Source organism: Catonella morbi ATCC 51271 (genome assembly GCF_000160035.2).
In the GTDB taxonomy this organism is placed as follows: domain Bacteria; phylum Bacillota; class Clostridia; order Lachnospirales; family Lachnospiraceae; genus Catonella; species Catonella morbi.
Genome location: NZ_KI535370.1, coordinates 115287 through 133985 on the forward strand (window position 1 = coordinate 115287; position 18699 = coordinate 133985).

Genomic DNA, 18699 nt, shown 5'->3' on the forward strand with positions numbered 1-18699 from the left:
TGTAAATCATTTATTTTAATTTGTCCAGTACCCTTGACATAAACCCTCTATTTATGTATGATATAAGGGTATTTTTATACACTTTATTAAAAAAATAAAACTAAGGAGATGATGATTTGGACCCCAGTGACGCGATACACATTATCGTGCTTTTTATCCTAGTTCTGCTTTCCGGATTTTTCTCATCGGCAGAGACAGCAATAATCTCTGTAAATAAGATTAAAATCCGTTCTATGGTAGAAGAAAATGTTAAAAATGCTGCTCTTGTAGCAAAAATAACCGATGACTCAAGAAAATTTATCAGTACAGTGCTTATTGGTAACAATATTGTGAATATCTCTGCCTCTGCTCTTGCAACAGCCTTTGTATCAAGAGTTTTCGGCAATGTGTACATAGGTATAGGTGCCGGTATTCTCACCCTTGTCATTCTTGTATTTGGTGAGGTGCTTCCCAAGACGATTGCTTCTATGTATTCAGAGAACTTAGCACTTGCTTATGCACCAATCCTTCTCATTATGATGAAGGTGTTTACACCACTTGTTTTTCTTTTAAATATTATATCAAACGGCATACTTAAGATATTTGGCATAGATCCTGAGGAGAACACTTCAGGCATTACCGAAAATGAGCTTTTAACCTATGTAGAGGTAAGCCATGAAGAAGGTATAATTGAAAACGAAGAAAAAGAAATGATTACCAATGTGGTAGACTTTGGTGACTCTCTTGCGAAAGATGTAATGGTCCCAAGAGTGGATATGTATACAATAAGTGATGATATTAGCTATGATGAGCTTCTGTTGGCTTTTGAAGAAGATAAATACTCAAGGCTGCCTGTATATCGGGAAAATGTTGATAATATAATCGGTATTGTTTATCTAAAAGATGTGGCTTTTTATAAGGGTGATAAAAAAGATTTTAAGCTTGGTTCCATCCTTCGCCCTGCTAATTTTACTTATGAATTTAAGAAAACATCCGAACTGCTTATAGAAATGAGAAAGTCTTCTCTTTCTATGTGTATAGTACTTGACGAATATGGTTCAGCTGTAGGTCTCATTACGCTTGAGGATTTGCTTGAAGAAATAGTTGGGGATATTCGTGATGAGTACGATGTTGATGAAGTTGATGATATAGTCCGGCTGGATCAGGATGAATTTATGGTTCTCGGTTCAACAAGGCTTGATGACTTCAACGACTTCTTCGGAACCGAATATATATCAGATGATTATGATTCAATCGCCGGTAAGCTGATTGAACTTTTTGAAAGATTACCTGAGAAGGGTGATGCAATTACAGATGGTTCACTTTCTTTCCTTATAGAATCTATAGATCATAGAAGAATAGAAAAGATAAAGGTAAGAAAACTTCCAAGTACTTCTGACAGCTCTGATTATGCTGAATCTGACTTTGGAGAAACTATGTAATAAATGAATGTAAAAAAGCGTAACAAAATTTACTAGTTTTTTGTTTACGTCTTTTTAATGTACTTCCACACCTGTAAAGTAGTGCATGATTATTTTTTTATAGCCGTATCCTGCTTCAGCCATACCTCTTGCACCGGACTGGCTAAGTCCTACACCATGTCCGTATCCGCTGCCGGTAAATATAAAATCACCTTTTACCTTTGATTTTTTATCTGAGCTCAGACTTCTTACAAAATCCGAAGAAGCATATACATTTATCTTGGTACTGTAAAGGTTAAATGCCTTCCTTATTTCCTGTTTTCTAAGAATCAGCCTGCCATTACTGCCCTTTACCAACAATGAAAGTGCCCTTCCGGACTTTGACCTTCTTGTTACTCTTAATTCTTCTATACTGCCAAGGCTTTTTCCCTGATTTACGGCATAGCTTCCAAGCAGGCTTGAAAGTTGAAACTTGGTAAAGCTCACAGTCCAAGGCTTTTTCTCAGGCTTATTTTCGTATGGATCCGGCACAGCTCTAAGCCAGGGCTTTTTACCTCCCCATACATTTTCAGAACTTTCTGTATATCCCCCTGAGGTTGAAAAATAAGTAGTTTTCACAACTCTGTTTTTATAGGTTACAAATTCATTTTCTGTATCTTTTACAGCCTTATCCGTTTCTTTGGTTTCTACCTTCATACCCTCATAAGACTGATGTGAAATTGTGTTTGTAAGCTTATACCCCTTTTTTATATCACTGTCTGAACCAAAACCTGATACTGCCGCACCAAAGCTTCTTGCACAGACAGCCTGAGCCTTAAGTGCCGAAGCATGCCAGCTATGGCTCATTTCCATAGGTACAGAGCCCCTGATATATTCTTCGAGATTTACTACATTTACAGGTGTTACTCCGCTTTTCCCGTAGGTTCCGATTTCAATCCTTCCCCTGTATCTGTTTTCTCCCTCAACCGAAACTCCTTCCGCCTTGTTCACAGCCTCAAACTGCGGATTGGCATCTGCCTCGGCCACATCTACAAGAAATTTGCTGCTACCTGTTGTGACTGCCAGCAAATATTTGCTGCTTTTATTTGTAGACGTTACGGAGTATACATCATTAGTCTTTATTGCTGTGTCTGCTGTGTAAACATCATAAAGCTTCCAGACTCCTCTGTTATTTCTGTCAAGTCCTACCAGAGCGGGAACTACCGTTAAAGATTTTTGTGAGGCTCTAAGACTTGCTGCTTCAGAGGCCGCCTTAGCAAAAGACGGAAAACTTCCTCCATATACATTATAGTTGCCATAGGCTCTGGAAATGCTTATCCCCTTATCTCCTCTCAGAACGTCTGTCGGATAGTAAGTGTTTTCTTTAGAAAAGCCTATTTTAACAGCCTGATTATCCAAACGAACAGAAGTCTTATTAAAATATTCCTTTGTAAGTCCGACTCTCACCATATTCTGTCCTTCGGATACGGCAGCATTTGAAAATTGGCTGTCCTTATAAAAGACAGCCTCAAAAACAAAGATAAATATCAGTAATTTAACTATTATTCTTTTTTTCATTCAAATCACCAATTTCACTGATTCCCAAAAGATAATCAACAAGCTGTCTGGCCGCCCTTCCGGATCGCCCTCCATTCCTAAGCTCCCACTTTCTGGCTTCATTATAAAGTTCTTCTTCACCAAGTTCTAATTCAGGATGTTCTTTCGCAATTCCTGATACTATATCAAAATATTGATTCTGATTCGGCGCAAAATAACCAATAGTTATACCAAACCTATCCGCCAATGAGAGCTTCTCCTGCATTGTGTCTGAACGATGAACATCTTTATTATGTTCCATGTCCACCCTGTCACTCCAAAGTTCCTTTATAAGATGTCTCCTGTTTGACGTGGCATAAATCAATACATTTTCAGGTCTTACCTCAAGCCCACCTTCAATCACAGCCTTAAGATACTTGTATTCTGTTTCAAATTCTTCAAACGAAAGGTCATCCATGTATATGATGAACCTGTAATTTCTGTTTTTAATCTGCGACAGTATATCAGAAAGATAGATAAACTGATGCTTATATATCTCTATCATCCTAAGCCCGTCCGGATAAAATTTATTGAGTACAGCCTTTACACTGGAAGATTTGCCTGTGCCTGCATCACCGTATAATAGACAGTTATTTGCTCTTTTTCCTTCAACAAAGGCTCTTGTGTTGGCTATCAGCTTTTCTTTCTGCAGTTCATAACCCACAAGCTCATCAAAACTTATTTCAACAGTATTCGTTATAGGGATAATTCTACCGTCTCTTTCGGATATCCTAAAAGATTTATTGAGCCCAAATTTTCCCACACCAAAAGTTTTATAAAAAGCCGTCACCTTCTCATATATTTCATTCTCGTCTTTGGCGGCATCTATTAACTCGGATAAGTCTTTTACCTTGGCAGATACATTCTTATTTATACGATTCTCTTCCTTCTTTATCGCATTATAGTTTGATATCATACTGAAACAGTTTATTCCAAGCTCACTTTCAAGGCTTGAAAAATCATAATGTAACAACTCTTTTATAATAACAAAGTCATTCAGTACAAAATTTACAACGCTTCCTCCCCTGTCTCCCTCTTTCTCACAGGAAAGTGCAAAAGGATTTTCGTCCATAACAAGCAGATAAGTAAGATAACTCTGCCACAAATTCTTGTCAAAACCATTTTCAGTGCTTACAGCAAGCAGTTTATTGATGCATTCATAAATACGGCTTATAAGTTCTCTTTTTGCTCTTTCATCTTTTGCAAGCTCAAAATTATTTAATATTTCAGAAAGTGTCTTAAGAATTTCATCATTAGTAAAGTTTCTGTAAACAATCAGCTTTTCAATGCCAAATGACATCCAAGTTTCTCCTTCATTAAGCTTAAGGTTTTTACATACGCTCCGGCGCTTCTATACCAAGTAAATCAAGGCATTTTACTATTATCTTCTCTGTGATATATGAGAGCTTGAGCATGGAGTATTTCCTTGCCTCATCCTGTTCGTTAAGTATGTGGTTTTCATGATAAAATGCACTGAAGCAGTTTGAAACTTCGTAAATATAAGCACATACCTTATGAGGTGCAAACTCTGTTGCAGCTAAATCTATCATATCAGAAAACTTTGCTAAAACAAGTTCAAGCTCTCTCTCAGAAGCAGTAGCAGCCTTAACCAATTTTATATCGGCAAAGAAATTATCTAAATCAGCTTTATTTAAGCTCTTTTCTGCTATAAACTTATCCAGAATTGAGCGGATTCTTACTACCGTATACTGGATATATGGGCCTGTATTCCCTTCAAATGAAGTAAAACGCTCAAGGTCAAATACATAGTCCTTACTTGCCTGATTAGACAAATCTCCGTATTTGAGGGCAGCCAGTCCAACCTGTTTAGCCACCTTATGTTTAACTTCCTCATCCATATCTCTGTCAGACATTTTTGCTTCTACTTCTTCGGTTATTTCGGAAATAAGCCTCTCAAGCCTCATAACTCCGCCTTCTCTTGTCTTAAAAGGCTTACCGTCTTTACCATTCATAGTACCGAAGCCTAAGAAGATAAGATTTAGTTCTTCCGGAGCTATTCCTGTCTTCTTAACTGTCCTAAATACCTGCTCAAAATGCATTCCCTGACGTTTATCTACTACATAGATAATATCTGTAGGGTTAAACAATTTAACCCTTTCCAATATTGTCGCAACATCTGTTGTACTGTAAAGTGCGGCTCCGTCTGACTTAAGTATAATACAAGGCGGAATCTCCTTCTTATCATCTTCCTTTGTAACATCTACAACCAGTGCACCTTCGCTTATATATGCAAAGCCGTCTGCTTTCATCTTTTCAACCATATCAGGTATATAGACTTGTACATCACTTTCCTTCTTCCAAAGGTCAAAACTTACATTTATATTATGATAATTTTTCTTGAGGTCAGTAACCGATACATCTAAGATATGGTGCCAGAGTGCCATATAGCCCCTATTCCCATTCTGTAAGAGTGCGGTAGCCTGTAAAGCCTCATTTTTATATTCTTCATCTTCTTTGGATTTAATTGAGGCCAAAGGGTAAATCTCCTCAAGCTCCTCTATTGTAAAAGGTGCTTCTTTCGGATATTCACCTGTAAAGCTTTCGTCAAAGTATGGCAGTTCAGGATGTCTGTGTCTAACTTCAGTTATGATAAGTCCCATAGGAAGTCCCCAGTCACCCAGATGCACATCTCCTATAACCTCATTACCGGCAAATCTTTCTATGCGCTTAATACTCTCGCCTATTATGGCAGGACGAAGATGGCCAACATGTAAAGGCTTAGCCACATTAGGCCCGCCATAGTCGAGAACTATCTTCTTAGGCTCACCTCCATTTTCATATCCGAAATTTCCGGTCTCACCCATTTCATTTACATAGTCTGCCAAAAATTCGTCTTTAAGTGTAAGATTAATAAATCCCGGATTTACTGCTTCTATTTTTTCAAATATCTTGCCTTCTTCGGAAAGTTGCAGTTTATCTGCTACTTCATCAGCTATAAACAAAGGTGCTTTTTTAAACTCTTTAGCCGCTGCCATTGCACCATTACACTGGTACTGACAAAGGTCGGGGCGGTTTGAGATGCCTACCATTCCATATTTCTTATCATAGCCCAAACTTACAAAAGCCTTCTCTACAGCTTCTTTAATTAAAACAGATACTTTCTTCATTACAACTCTCCTCATGCATTATTTCATTAAAACATCTTGCAAACATCTCTATCAAAAGATAAAGACCATTTGCAAGATGGCTATTTACATAAAATCTAAGCTTTTACTATAAAATATACTCAGATTATCTGAGCAATATTTTTGCAAGGATTGCGAGAGGCGAAACCTTAGCAATCCTGTATTAATTGGTGTTAGAATACCAACATCATTTTATCATTATTACATAGAAAATACAACTATTCAATTATTCACCAAATACTTTCTTATAGTCGGCTATAAACTTCTCAATTCCCTGAGCTGTAAGAGGATGGTTTATCATTTGCATTATTACCTTATATGGAACAGTAGCTATATCAGCTCCGGCCAAAGCGCAATGCTGTACATGCATTGGATGTCTTACAGAGGCGGCTATAATCTCGGTTTCATAGCCATAGTTTTCAAATATCTGTACTATATCAGCTATCAGGGTAACACCGTCCTGGTTAATATCATCAAGTCTTCCAAGGAAAGGCGATACATAGCTTGCTCCTGCCTCGGCTGCAAGCAGTGCCTGGTTTGCGGAGAAAATAAGGGTAACATTGGTTTTAACTCCCTCTTTGGCAAGTACCTTGACAGCCTTTAGCCCTTCTGCCGTCATAGGAATTTTCACTACCATGTTAGGGTGCATGGAAGCAATTTCCCTTCCCTCTTTAATCATACCCTCTGCATCTGTAGTAGTTGCCTTTACCTCACCGCTGATAGGGCCATCAACTATAGAGGTTATCTCCTTAAGTACCTCTCTAAAGTCACGTCCTTCCTTTGCAATAAGAGACGGATTGGTAGTTACTCCGCAAATAACCCCCATGTCATTTGCCTTACGGATTTCCTCAACATTAGCTGTGTCGATAAAAAATTTCATAACTCTACCTCCTAGATTTATTATTTTACCTAAACCTTTACAGTTCCGGTATATAATCACTGATGAAATACAAATTAAAGCTTGATATAATAAGTTTTATTCATTCCAAAGCTCTTCCTTTGTGGTAGATACCGCATCTGCACCTGCTGATAAGGCCGCAATCACATCTTTTTTATCTGAAATAAGCCCTCCTGCTATCAGCGGAAGTTTTATTTCGTTCTTAAGCTTTTCTATAATCTCAGGCATTATTCCCGGCATTATCTCAATCATGTCGGGATGTGCAAGTTCCACCTGTTTATTTACGTTTTCCATTGCTATCGAATCTATAATGAAGTTTCTCAGTATGCCTATAAGCCCGATATCTGCTGCATGTTTTACAAGATTACCCTTCGTACTAAGTATTCCGTCTGCCTTTGTATTATTTTTAATATAGTCAATAGCCTCAGTTTTTGCTGATAATCCTTGCACCAGATCGGCATGTACTATCGCAAGTTTATCTCTGCTCTTAATTTTTTCTACAATCGTGGTTAAGCTACATATATTTCCGTATAAGATAAATATAATTCTGCAATCTGTTCTAAGGCTTTTATCTAAGCCTTCTTCATCCTTTACTGCTGCAATTACAGGCGAATCAGCTATTATTTCAAGTAAATCTTTCCTTGTTTCTCTATGAACCTTCATTATGTGCTCCTGTATGTATCATTATAATAACAGTATAGCCTTAAAGTAAGGATACATCAAGGAGAAAAGATAATAACTGAAAGAATATTTTCACATAATTAAAGAGCAGTACTGTCCTAATGCCATATTATAATGGCTATAGGCAATAATCTGCTCTTGACTATATATTTTACATTAAATTCAGTAAATCTCACTACTTTTCATACAAAAATTTCTCAGGCAGAGTCACCTTAAAGTCAACCGCTAAGTCCCTAAAATTCTGCGGTGTTATAGTCTGAAGTTTCTTTGGACTCATTGAGAGAGTCTTTACAAGAATCTCAGCTGATTTTTCAGCAGTATGAGCAAGTCCAAATGCTATGTCAAAGTCTGTCCCTGCAACTACTATACCGTGGTGAGCCCAGATTACAATGTCGTAGCTCTTCATAAGTTCTGAGGTTTCTACTCCTATTTCTCTTCCTCCCGGAACCATCCAAGGCACTACACCGACTCCGTCAGGAAATACTACCGGACACTCTGTAGCCATTTCCCAAAGCTCTCTGGTAATTACCTTTTCATCTAAAGGAAGTACAAAGGTAAGAGCAATAATATTGGTTGTATGGGTATGATAAATTACCCTGTATTCAGGATTTTTCAAAAACTTTACTTCGTGGCTCATCAGATGGCTTGGGAGTTCTGAGGTAGGTCTGCCACCATTTACAAGTCCCCACATAATGCGGTAATTCTCGCCTTTTTCATCAAGCTCGATAAGACAAATTGAATCTTCGGGCTTATCCTGTACATTTCTGAAAAATTTGCCTGAGCCTGTTACCAGAAAATATTCCCCTGCAAGATTAGGAACAGCAGTCCCTATTTCTCTCCATTCTCCTGCTTTCAGTTCTTCTTTGACCTCATCTACCTCACAAGGTTTAACTCTGTATGAGAGATTACCTCCGTTTCTTTCGTGCCATCCCATATTACAGCCATCAGTTGCCATTCTTATAAAACCTTTTACAAATTCTGCATCTAAAAATTTCATCATTTTCCTCTTTTCATTTATCAATCTTATCTTGTTACTACTTCAACCGGAACATCCAAAATCTTTGCTACTTTAAGTATTACATCAGCATGTCTGCCTATAGCCGCCGCCATATGATGAGTAGGTCCTGCCTCACTCCAACGGTTTACAAATTCCCTTGCTCCACAGCTAAATTTTGTTCTCATATTTGTGTCACCAAAGGTAAATATTTCGCCTTCCTCATTAACTCCCTCTGCTACAACAAACTTGAACTTTCCGTTCTTATCCTGAGTAATGGCAAGATAGGTAATATCACCGGCAGGAGGATAAAACTGTGTGAGATAACCACCTCCTACCTTACCGTGAAATACCTCTACTATCTTCATAGTAGGCTTATGTGCCTTTGATATATCAGCATCCCCCGAGCCTGAGTGGCCTATTATGCATATGTCCTTGTTAAAATCTATTGAATACATTTCAGAAAGCTGGCCTGTACCGGATATGGTTTTAAGTATACTCATAGCCATAGCTACTTTAATATCACCTTCTACTGCACAGGCAGTCCCCTGTTTAATCAGCATTGAAAAGGCCGGAATCAGCATAGAGTCAAGTATACCTGCCTGACCTGTCGCTTTACCCGCATAATGCGAAGCCACCATAGCAAGATCTTCTTTCTGCACCCATCTTTCAAAGGCCACCACATATCTTGCCATTTCCCAAACTTTTTCCAAACTTCCTCCACCTTCTATTTCAAAGGTATCTAGGATTTCTTTTGCTTTATTCTCTATTATTTCTTTATCAGTAATATCATCAGCCATAGACCACATATCTTCCCAGTCAAACTGTTTGGTATAAAGCCCCATTCTATTGTAAAGATTAGTTTCATCTATATACAGATCCATCATTCCGGGATAAGGACGGCCAATCTGGGCAATGTTAGTCTGTCTGAATCTTCTTCTGACCTGTGCAGCCTTACACCATTCTTCTATCCGCAAGGTGACTTCTTCATCTCCGCCTTCTGAAACGCCTGTGACAACAGCATACCTCTTTCCTGCCCTTTCAAGATCTGCTGTGGCTTCTCCTACTGCACCGCAGGCATACAAGGTTCCAAGCCAGGTAGGAATATCCGTTTTACTGTATTCAGGGGCTTTTTTCTTCTGAATATTAATAACAACAACCGGTACATTAAGATCCCTTACAACCGGAAGTACATTATAAGAGGTTGCATAGGTAAGCATCTGCAAAAACACCACATCCACATCTGCCGCCCTGAACTTATCCCCTGCATTCATAGCCTCTTCCTTTGTGGTTATCATACCGCCGTCCACAAGCTCAACTGTATCAGGAATCCCCTTCTTAAATTCCTCATACTGTGATTCAAATTCCTGTCTGAGATTCGGAAACTGTTCCAAATAAGCACCAAGTGCTATCGAAAATACACCGACCTTAGCCTTTGTCTCTACTAACATAGCTTAACTCCTTTTCAGTAAATTATTTTCTGATACAAGCGTCAAAAGAATTTATTATCTTTCTTTTGATACGCAAATCATTTTGTTATGGTAAATATGTTTTAATTTCAAAAGAACTTTCTATTATCTTTCTAGCTGAGGATAAGTCAGGTATTACCCCATCTGCTATCATAAGTGCAGTAATATTACCTATTGCCGTAGCCTCCGAAGGTCCTGCCTTCACTATATGCCCTGATTTCTCAGCCAGAAGTTTATTCAGATATTCAGCTTTAGAACCTCCTCCGACTACATGTATTTCTCCCGAATATGTTTCTCCCCTTCTTTCCTCTATTTCTTTTAGGCATTTAATATAACTCTCGGCAAGGCTGTTATATATCACATTTGCAATTTCAGCTATTCCCTCCGGAACCTGTTGTCCGCTTTCCCTGCAGCTAAGTTTTATTTCTTCTGTCATACTTTTAGGCGCTAAAAACCTTATATCATTACAGTCTACTATGGATGAAATATTCGCCTTAGCAGCCATTTCGCATATTTCTCCAAAGTCCTTGTCAGCAGCTATTTCTTTTCTGACACTCTGAATCATCCAAAGTCCCATTATATTCTTTAGGTAGCGAAACCTTCTGTCATAACCGCCTTCATTCGTGAAATTCATTAGTCTGCTCTCAGCAGAATTATCAGCCTTTAGTATCTCAGTTCCCATTAAAGACCAGGTTCCTGAGCTTATATAAACAGCCCCCTCTTTATCTGCAGGTACTGCCATAACCGCAGAAGCAGTATCGTGGGTAGCGGCAAGCACTACCTTAGAATTAAATCCAACCTTTTCCCGGATTTCTTCTGTAAACATCCCCACTTCACTTCCGGGCATATTAAGCTTACCGAAAATTTTCTCAGGATAACCTAATTTCCTTATTATATCAGTATCCCATTCTCCGGTTTCACAGTTTACAAGCTGAGTAGTAGTGGCATTCGTGTATTCCGACATACATTTCCCTGTCAGCAAGTAGTTTAAATACTCAGGTATCATCAGTAATCTTTCTGCACTTTCCGGTAATTCAGGTGATTCTTTCTTAATTGCCATAAGCTGATAAATTGTGTTAAATATCTGTTTCTGTATACCGGTTCTTCTATACAGTTCTTCCTCGGAAATGATACCGTATACCTCGTTATCCATTCCTTTTGTGCGATTATCTCTGTAGCCTACAGCATCCCCTATCATCCTGCCCTCTTTATCAAGCAGAACAAAATCAACTCCCCAGGTATCTATGCCTACCGATTCCGGAATTTTGTCTATTTCTTTGCATTTTGCAAGGCCTTTTAGAATGTGTTTAAAAATCTCATCTATATCCCAGCACAGTTTTCCGTTTTTTTCTTTAAGCCCGTTTGAAAACCGATAAATCTCCTCAGTACACATCTTTCCGTCTTTCATATAACCTAAAATATGCCTTCCTCCGGATGCACCTATATCTATAGCCACCCAATACTTCATTTGCAATCATCATCCTTTCCGGAATACTAATTGAACTCCTGTAATATCATTTTAAGCTTCACTTACAATACAAACTTTACTTGCATTTTTATATTTTTATCTTATAATAATTTTAATAGTTTTTTTAGGTCATTTTATGCAAACTATAGGGACCTTATTTGCAAATAGTAAAAGCGGAGATACAAATGAGAAAAGAACTTCTTGATAAACTAAAACTAATAACGCCCGAAGAAGAACAATACTTAAACGGTGCAGATACTGTTCGTACAGAGTTTTATGCAGAAACAGTCGGAAATCAATTTATTATTGACAGCAGTAAGCTGCTTGCCAAAGGACGGCTTATAGAGCTTCGCCCCCATACCCGCTTTGTACACTTCCCAAAGCATAAACATAATTATGTAGAACTTGTTTATATGTGCAGCGGTAGTACCACGCATATCTTAAATGATAAAGAAACCCTTATTCTTAGCGAAGGTGACCTTCTGTTTTTAAATCAGAATGCTACCCAGGAGATACTGCCTGCTTCAGAATCTGATATAGCTGTAAATTTTGTGATTTTACCTGAGTTTTTTAATGTCTCATTTTCAATGATGCAGGAAGAAAATGTGCTGCGTGACTTTCTGCTGTCCACGCTTTCAGGCGGAGATTCTTTGCTTAGTTTCCTCCACTTTTCGGCAAAAGATATCCTTCCCGTACAAAACCTCCTGGAAAATATGATATGGACAATATATGAAAAGCATCCTGCAACAAATACCATAATCCAGACAACTATGGGACTTTTGCTAATGAATCTGTCCGCATTTGCTGAAAATATTAATAAGGGATTGCCTGACAGATATGATGAAAATATGATTTTTACCGTATTAAAATATATTGAAACAAAATATAAAAATGGAACTCTTGCGGAAATCTCTGCCGAAATAAATGAGCCGACATACTTTGTAAGCCGTTTATTAAAGAAACATTTGGACAAAAATTTTAAAGAACTGCTACAAGAAAGAAAGCTCCAGCAGGCAGTATTCCTGCTGAAGCAAAGTACCCTAACTGTTGAAAAAATAATAGCTTCTGTAGGCTATGATAACAGCAGCTACTTTCACAGAAAATTCCGTGAAAGGTATGGGATGTCACCTAGTGAATATAGGATAAAAATGAATTAATTTTGCCTTCAAATTATTCCATTATATCCTCAGACATAATCCTTAGCATTTTCTCCAGAGTTTTATTTTCCTCCGGAGTAAAGCGGTTTTCCAGTTTCTCCATAACTTCTTTAAGATACTGGTAACTAATATTATAATAGTCAATATATTTTTTTGTAACTTCCAGATAATATATCCTTTTATCCTCTTCTGACTGTACCTTATTAAGATAACCCTTCTTCACAAGATTATTTATCTTGTCCGCTGCATTTGCCGAGGAAAGACTGGTAAAGCTTGCAAACTCGCTTACTGTAGGCTTTCCTAAAGCATGGATAATCTCCATACAAAAGGTTTCCACTGTAGTTAGAGTTGCTTCCCTGTCTCTCCATTTCTTAAATACTTCTTTATAAAAATGCATCTTAAATTTTGTATATACCTTATTAAAGGAGTCATATAGCATTTTTCTGTCCACCTCCTGACTTTAATAACAGTATATCAATTTTATTTTTCTATTGCAAATGTGAGCTCTGCCTCTGCTGCCACCTTGCCATCCACAAGTGCTGTGGCTGAGCCGATGCCCACACTTCCCTTTCTCTTTATAATCTCGCAGCGAAGCTCAAGTACATCTCCCGGTACAACCTGTTTCCTAAATCTTGCTGACTTAACTCCTCCAAAGAAAACAAGTTTTCCTTTATTTTCTTCTTCCGAAAGTAAAGCCACAGCCCCTGTCTGTGCAAGAGCCTCAAGTATAAGTACTCCCGGCATAATTGGATTTCCCGGAAAATGCCCTAAGAAGTGCATTTCGTTAGCCGATACATTCTTCTGACCGACTGCCCTGACACCTTTCTCAAGCTCAGTTATCTTATCTACCAGTAAAAACGGATATCTATGTGGAAGTATTTCCATTATTTCACGAGAATTTAACTCCATTTAAGCCTCCTCATATTTCTTAAACACAACAGTTGCATTATGTCCGCCAAAGCCCAAAGAATTAGACATAGCTACCTTGATTTCTTTATTCCTTCCTTCATTCGGAACTATGTCAAGGTCACACTCCTCGTCCTTTTCCCTGTAGTTTACGGTAGCAGGTACAAAGCCCTCTTTTAAGCCAAGTACTGTTATTATACCTTCAACTGCCCCGGCCGCTCCGAGCATATGTCCAGTCATAGACTTGGTAGAGCTTACCATAAGCTTATCCGCGTCTGCTCCAAAAGCAAGTCTTATTGCCCTTGTCTCGCATTTATCATTAAGCGGAGTTGAGGTTCCATGTGCATTTATATAATCTACATCCGATGTGGAAAGCTTTGCATCATTAAGAGCCACCTTAAAGCAGGCTGCCGCTATACTACCGTCTTCTACCGGAGCTGTAATATGGCTTGCATCACAGGTAGCACCATAGCCCACTACCTCTGCATATATCTTGGCCCCTCTTTCTAAGGCATGGGAAAGCTCCTCTAATATAAGCGCTCCTCCGCCTTCTCCCATAACAAAGCCGTTTCTTTCCTTATCAAAAGGAATAGAGGCTCTGTCGGGTTCTTTAGATTTGCTGAGGGCATTCATAGAAGCAAAACCGCCTATTCCAAGCTCTGTTATAGTAGCCTCACTTCCACCGCAAAGCATAAGCTCCGCATAGCCGTCTCTGATATGCCTGAATGCATCTCCTATAGCATTGGTTGAGCTTGCACAGGCTGTAACAGGTGAGGTACACATACCATGAAGCCCGAAAGCTATTGCTATCTGTCCTGCTGACATATTCGCTATAATCATAGGTATGAAGAAAGGTGAAATCTTCTCAAAGTTTTCCTTTTCATGTCCCTTTATAGTTTCCTTTTCTATTGTATCTATACCGCCGATACCGCTTGAAAATACTACTCCAAACCTGTTTCTGTCAACATTTTCAAGCTCTATACCACTGTCAACCATAGCTTCCTTAGCCGCTACAAGAGCAAACTGTGTTACCCTGTCCATTCTTCTGGCTTCTTTTTTGTCCAAAAAATCCTCCGGATTAAAGTCTTTTACTTCTCCGGCAAGGCTTATCTTCTTATCTGTAACATCAAAATGTGTAATCTCTGAAATTCCGCATTTCCCTGACTTTACCGACTGCCACATAGTATTTATGTCATTTCCGATAGGTGTAACCGCTCCAAGACCTGTAATTACAACCCTTCTCATATACTCATACCTCCGTCTGCACAGATTACCTGACCTGTGATATAGTTACTGTCTTCTCCGGCTAAAAATGAAACTACCGAAGCTATTTCCTCCGGTTTTCCCATTTCCTTAAAAGGAATACCGGCAATAACAGCTTCTCTTGCCTTATCAGACATTGCTTTTGTCATATCTGTTTCTATCATACCGGGAGCAACAGCATTTACATTGATTCTTCTGCCTGCAAGCTCTCTTGCAAGTGACTTTGTCATTCCTATAACTCCTGCCTTGGTAGCAGAGTAATTCACCTGTCCCGCATTACCCATAACACCGACCACGCTGCTTATATTGACTATCTTTCCGGATTTTTGTTTAAGCATTATTTTAGATGCTTCACGCATCATATAAAAACTGCCTTTTAAGTTTACATCCAAGACTGCATCAAGGTCTTCGTCCTTCATCTTCATAAGCAGACCGTCTTTAGTAATTCCGGCGTTATTTACAAGCACATCTACACTGCCAAACTCTGTCTGAACCTCTTCTGTCCACTCTTTGCAGGCTGTGCTGTCCGCTACATCTACCTTGTAGAATTTAACCTTTACTCCCGCACTTTCACAAAGTTTTGCAGTTTCTTCCGCAAGTTCAGGATTACTGTTGTAGCTAAATGCTATGTTGAATCCGTCTTTTGCAAGCCTTACACAGATTGCCTTACCAATGCCCTTGCTTCCCCCTGTTACTATGGCTGTTTTATTCATACACTCTCCTTTAATCAGTCTTTAATCAATATACTTCAATCAAGTCATTTATAGTATATTTGCTATATTATATCTCTCTTATATTATCTCTAACAATATATTGACTACAACCTTTTATCTAATTACACTAATAGCTTTTTGCAAATCTTCTTTATTCTGAACAGTAAGTATGTCTACCTTCGCACCCAATGCCGTCGCTGTCTTTTTTACGAAGCCTGAAAGCACATTTCCCGGCCCTATCTCTATAAAGCTGTCAAATCCTTCGGCTATCATAGTCTTTACACAGTCTTCAAAATGGATTGCACTCTGGGCCTGAGCTGCCATAATTTCTTTTAAGTTATCACCCTTTTTATAAAGCTTACCTGTCAGATTAAGCGCCAAAGGAATCCTAGGCTCATTAAAATCCATTTTTTCAAAATAAACAGTCAGCTTATCTCCTGCCTCTTTAAGTAGCTTTGTATGAAACGGAGCAGTTACATTCAGTCTTATACATCTCTTTGCACCTGCTTCTTTCAGTTTTTCTTCTGCCTTGGTTACAGCGGCTTCTTCACCGCAGATTACATACTGTCCGGCACAATTATAATTTGTAACTTCTACAAAACCTTCTGTTTCTTTACAGATATTTTCAATCTTTTCAGCTTCTAAACCAATCACAGCACTCATTACCGTGGACTTACCTTTTGCCGCTTCCTCCATAGCCCTTCCTCTGAAGGCTGTAACAGAAATATAAGATTGTAAGTCAAATACTCCTGCCGCATACAATGCTCCATATTCGCCAAGGCTCAGTCCTAACACTCCGGCAGGCTGTATTCCGTTTTCTTTAAGCACTTCGGTAACTCCTGCAGCAAAAGCTGACATGCATGGCTGAGTATATCCGGTTTTAGCGAGAGTATTATCATCTCCGTCAAACATAAGGCTTTTAATGTCAAAGTCAAGCTCTATACTATCTATAATCTTCTTAAAGGTAGGGTAGGCTTCATACATATCAGCGCCCATTCCCACTTTCTGGCTGCCTTGTCCTGCATATAAAAAACAGATTTTACTCATTATAATTCCTTTCGAAACTTCATACTGTTAAACCAAATTTACTTTATGCTTCCCACTCTCATTTATACCAAATCATTCTACTGCTGTAGATTTTTAATGACTTCCTTGTATTCTCTATCCATCGACTCAAAAATTTCACTTAGAGTTCTGATTTCGGTAAGACCGCCGGCTACCTGTCCGGCCATAAGGGATCCGTTCTTCACATCTCCGTCAAATACAGCTTTTCTAAGTGCTCCGAGGGTAAAATGTTCGAGTTCCATTTTATCCTTTCCTTCCTTTTCAAGTCTTACATATTCTCTGGACATTTCATTTTTTAGAATTCTTACCGGTGTTCCGGCTATTCTTCCTGTAACAACACTGTCATTATCTCTTGCATTTATAATTGCATTCTTATAATTCTCGTGAATAGGGCATTCCTTAGATACCAAAAGGCAGGTTCCGAGCTGTACCCCGCTTGCTCCGAGCGCATAGGCAGCCGCAAGCTGACGGCCTCCCGCTATACCACCTGCAGCAATCACAGGTATACTTACTGTATCAACAACCCTAGGTACAAGAGCCATGGTTGTCATCTCTCCTACATGGCCTCCGCTTTCGGTTCCTTCTGCTATAATAGCATCCGCTCCCATATCTTCAAGTCTTTTAGCGAGCATTGGACTTGCCACAACAGGCATTACAAAAATTCCGTTAGCCTTCCAATCTTTCATATATTTCTTAGGCATGCCTGCACCTGTAGTAACTATCTTTACTTCTTCTTCAAGTACTACTGCAGCAAGCTCGTCTATCTGAGGGTGCATAAGCATAAGATTGACGCCGAATTTACCCTTAGTAAGCTCTCTGCATCTTCTTATATTTTCACGCAGCATCTCAGGATTCATACCACCTGAGCCAATGAGACCGAGTCCGCCTGCTTCTGTTACAGCCGCAGCAAACTCACCAATTGCAACATTTGCCATACCACCCTGTATAAATGGGTATTTAATTCCTAAAATCTCATTTAATTTCTTCATCTTTTTCCCTTCCGGTTATCAAATCTCAAATACTCCCGCACTCCATGTCATTCCTGCTCCAAAGCCGACACAGACTATCTTCATTCCTTCCTTTAACTTTCCGCTTTCAAATAAGTCATCAAGGGCAAGTCCTATGCTTGCTGCAGAAGTGTTCGCATATTCTCCTACATTTTGATAAAATTTATCTTCCCGGCCTTCATAATTTCTCTTTACAAATTCAATAATTCTGGCATTTGCCTGATGGCAGACCACAAAATCTATATCACTCATATCAAGTCCTGCCTGACAAAGCACCTCATCTATACTTTGTTTTATAACTTTTACGGCAAACTTAAATACCGACTGCCCCTTCATTTTTAAGAAACTGTCCTTTGAGCCCACACCGCCACAAACCAAGTCTTCATCATTTCCATCAGAATATGAGAGGATACAGGATACGCCTTCCTTATCTTCAAGCTTTATTAAGGCTGCCGCTGCTCCGTCTCCAAAGAGTACGCAAGTGCTTCTGTCACTAAAATCAAGTATTTTGGACATTTCTTCACTTCCGATTACCAGAGCATATTTACCCCGCATTTCATTTAACAGGGCTTTCGCATTCTGCAAGGCATACATAAAGCCGCTGCAGGCAGCACTTAAATCATAAGCCATAACATTCCCTTTAAGTCCTAAGGCCTTACCGACCATGCAGGCCGTACTTGGAAATGCATAATCACCGCTTGTGGTTGCGACTATGATAAGCCCTATTTTGTGTATACTGAATTCACTGTCTCTTTCAAGCCCTCTGTTTACTGCCTCCTTGGCTGCTTCTATAGCCAGACTGTTACAGCTTTCTTCTTCACAATAATATCTTTTTTTAATTCCTGTTCTTGTCGTTATCCATTCATCAGAGGTATCTACTCTCTTAGAGATATCCTCATTTGTAACCATTTTTTTAGGCAGAGCCTTTCCGGTTGCTACAAATCTAAGTATTCCCAA

At 38.9% G+C, this 18699-nt stretch carries 17 protein-coding genes; 2 read left to right on the forward strand and 15 right to left on the reverse strand.

The annotated features are described in order from the left end of the window. Positions 1–116 precede the first annotated feature (116 nt). Positions 117–1421, forward strand: coding sequence for a hemolysin family protein (locus GCWU000282_RS13245; protein WP_035041069.1), 1305 nt, complete (start codon positions 117–119; stop codon positions 1419–1421). Between the two features lie 54 nt (positions 1422–1475). Here the strand turns inward: GCWU000282_RS13245 and GCWU000282_RS13250 are convergent, their stop codons facing one another. The 8 genes from GCWU000282_RS13250 to rhaB form a co-directional block, all read right to left on the reverse strand. Then, positions 1476–2957, reverse strand: coding sequence for a SpoIID/LytB domain-containing protein (locus GCWU000282_RS13250; RefSeq protein WP_023355664.1), 1482 nt, complete (start codon positions 2955–2957; stop codon positions 1476–1478). After that, the gene (locus GCWU000282_RS13255; RefSeq protein WP_023355665.1) at positions 2935–4275 is read right to left on the reverse strand and encodes an ATP-binding protein; all 1341 of its coding nucleotides are present in this window, start codon (positions 4273–4275) and stop codon (positions 2935–2937) included. The genes GCWU000282_RS13250 and GCWU000282_RS13255 overlap by 23 nt, the downstream gene beginning before the upstream one ends. 31 nt (positions 4276–4306) lie before the next feature. Beyond that, on the reverse strand, positions 4307–6103 hold the full coding sequence (argS, locus tag GCWU000282_RS13260; RefSeq protein WP_035041071.1) for an arginine--tRNA ligase: 1797 nt from the start codon (positions 6101–6103) through the stop codon (positions 4307–4309). A 244-nt stretch (positions 6104–6347) separates the two neighbouring features. Further along, positions 6348–7001, reverse strand: a complete 654-nt coding sequence (gene fsa, locus GCWU000282_RS13265) for a fructose-6-phosphate aldolase (RefSeq protein WP_035041074.1) — start codon at positions 6999–7001, stop codon at positions 6348–6350. Positions 7002–7097: 96 nt separating this feature from the next. Continuing rightward, positions 7098–7682: a glycerol-3-phosphate responsive antiterminator gene (locus GCWU000282_RS13270; protein ID WP_023355668.1), complete on the reverse strand. Its 585-nt coding sequence runs from the start codon at positions 7680–7682 to the stop codon at positions 7098–7100. 193 nt (positions 7683–7875) lie between these two features. Beyond that, positions 7876–8697, reverse strand: a complete 822-nt coding sequence (gene rhaD, locus GCWU000282_RS13275; RefSeq protein WP_035041077.1) for a rhamnulose-1-phosphate aldolase — start codon at positions 8695–8697, stop codon at positions 7876–7878. Positions 8698–8723: 26 nt separating this feature from the next. After that, the gene (locus tag GCWU000282_RS13280; protein ID WP_023355670.1) at positions 8724–10145 is read right to left on the reverse strand and encodes a hypothetical protein; all 1422 of its coding nucleotides are present in this window, start codon (positions 10143–10145) and stop codon (positions 8724–8726) included. A gap of 85 nt (positions 10146–10230) precedes the next feature. Next, positions 10231–11631, reverse strand: coding sequence for a rhamnulokinase (gene rhaB / locus GCWU000282_RS13285; RefSeq protein WP_023355671.1), 1401 nt, complete (start codon positions 11629–11631; stop codon positions 10231–10233). A gap of 185 nt (positions 11632–11816) precedes the next feature. Here rhaB and GCWU000282_RS13290 point away from each other — a divergent pair, with 185 nt between their 5' ends. Continuing rightward, positions 11817–12788, forward strand: a complete 972-nt coding sequence (locus GCWU000282_RS13290; protein WP_035041079.1) for an AraC family transcriptional regulator — start codon at positions 11817–11819, stop codon at positions 12786–12788. Between the two features lie 13 nt (positions 12789–12801). Here the strand turns inward: GCWU000282_RS13290 and GCWU000282_RS13295 are convergent, their stop codons facing one another. The 7 genes from GCWU000282_RS13295 to GCWU000282_RS13325 all read right to left on the reverse strand — a co-directional run bounded on the left by GCWU000282_RS13295 (position 12802) and on the right by GCWU000282_RS13325 (position 18699). Then, on the reverse strand, positions 12802–13227 hold the full coding sequence (locus tag GCWU000282_RS13295; protein WP_023355673.1) for a MarR family transcriptional regulator: 426 nt from the start codon (positions 13225–13227) through the stop codon (positions 12802–12804). Positions 13228–13268: 41 nt separating this feature from the next. After that, positions 13269–13697, reverse strand: coding sequence for a 3-hydroxyacyl-ACP dehydratase FabZ (gene fabZ / locus GCWU000282_RS13300; protein ID WP_023355674.1), 429 nt, complete (start codon positions 13695–13697; stop codon positions 13269–13271). Further along, positions 13698–14939 carry a beta-ketoacyl-ACP synthase II gene (gene fabF / locus GCWU000282_RS13305; RefSeq protein ID WP_023355675.1) on the reverse strand — a complete coding sequence of 414 codons (1242 nt, stop codon included), beginning with the start codon at positions 14937–14939 and terminating at the stop codon, positions 13698–13700. It lies immediately after the preceding gene. After that, positions 14936–15670, reverse strand: coding sequence for a 3-oxoacyl-[acyl-carrier-protein] reductase (gene fabG / locus GCWU000282_RS13310; protein WP_023355676.1), 735 nt, complete (start codon positions 15668–15670; stop codon positions 14936–14938). The genes fabF and fabG overlap by 4 nt, the downstream gene beginning before the upstream one ends. A 114-nt stretch (positions 15671–15784) precedes the next feature. After that, a complete protein-coding gene (gene fabD, locus GCWU000282_RS13315) occupies positions 15785–16717 on the reverse strand; it encodes an ACP S-malonyltransferase (RefSeq protein WP_023355677.1) in 933 nt (310 codons plus the stop codon). Between the two features lie 77 nt (positions 16718–16794). After that, a complete protein-coding gene (locus tag GCWU000282_RS13320; RefSeq protein ID WP_023355678.1) occupies positions 16795–17724 on the reverse strand; it encodes a DUF561 domain-containing protein in 930 nt (309 codons plus the stop codon). Between the two features lie 18 nt (positions 17725–17742). Further along, complete coding sequence (locus GCWU000282_RS13325; protein ID WP_023355679.1) at positions 17743–18699, reverse strand: beta-ketoacyl-ACP synthase III; 957 nt, start codon at positions 18697–18699, stop codon at positions 17743–17745.

Bases quoted from the DNA above. Each gene is read 5' to 3' on its own strand.
- GCWU000282_RS13250 (WP_023355664.1), bottom strand. From the start codon at position 2,957: ATGAAAAAAAGAATAATAGTTAAATTACTGATATTTATCTTTGTTTTT.
- GCWU000282_RS13255 (WP_023355665.1), bottom strand. From the start codon at position 4,275: ATGTCATTTGGCATTGAAAAGCTGATTGTTTACAGAAACTTTACTAAT.
- argS (WP_035041071.1), bottom strand. From the start codon at position 6,103: ATGAAGAAAGTATCTGTTTTAATTAAAGAAGCTGTAGAGAAGGCTTTT.
- fsa (WP_035041074.1), bottom strand. From the start codon at position 7,001: ATGAAATTTTTTATCGACACAGCTAATGTTGAGGAAATCCGTAAGGCA.
- GCWU000282_RS13270 (WP_023355668.1), bottom strand. From the start codon at position 7,682: ATGAAGGTTCATAGAGAAACAAGGAAAGATTTACTTGAAATAATAGCT.
- rhaD (WP_035041077.1), bottom strand. From the start codon at position 8,697: ATGAAATTTTTAGATGCAGAATTTGTAAAAGGTTTTATAAGAATGGCA.
- GCWU000282_RS13280 (WP_023355670.1), bottom strand. From the start codon at position 10,145: ATGTTAGTAGAGACAAAGGCTAAGGTCGGTGTATTTTCGATAGCACTT.
- rhaB (WP_023355671.1), bottom strand. From the start codon at position 11,631: ATGAAGTATTGGGTGGCTATAGATATAGGTGCATCCGGAGGAAGGCAT.
- GCWU000282_RS13290 (WP_035041079.1), top strand. From the start codon at position 11,817: ATGAGAAAAGAACTTCTTGATAAACTAAAACTAATAACGCCCGAAGAA.
- GCWU000282_RS13295 (WP_023355673.1), bottom strand. From the start codon at position 13,227: ATGCTATATGACTCCTTTAATAAGGTATATACAAAATTTAAGATGCAT.
- fabZ (WP_023355674.1), bottom strand. From the start codon at position 13,697: ATGGAGTTAAATTCTCGTGAAATAATGGAAATACTTCCACATAGATAT.
- fabF (WP_023355675.1), bottom strand. From the start codon at position 14,939: ATGAGAAGGGTTGTAATTACAGGTCTTGGAGCGGTTACACCTATCGGA.
- fabG (WP_023355676.1), bottom strand. From the start codon at position 15,670: ATGAATAAAACAGCCATAGTAACAGGGGGAAGCAAGGGCATTGGTAAG.
- fabD (WP_023355677.1), bottom strand. From the start codon at position 16,717: ATGAGTAAAATCTGTTTTTTATATGCAGGACAAGGCAGCCAGAAAGTG.
- GCWU000282_RS13320 (WP_023355678.1), bottom strand. From the start codon at position 17,724: ATGAAGAAATTAAATGAGATTTTAGGAATTAAATACCCATTTATACAG.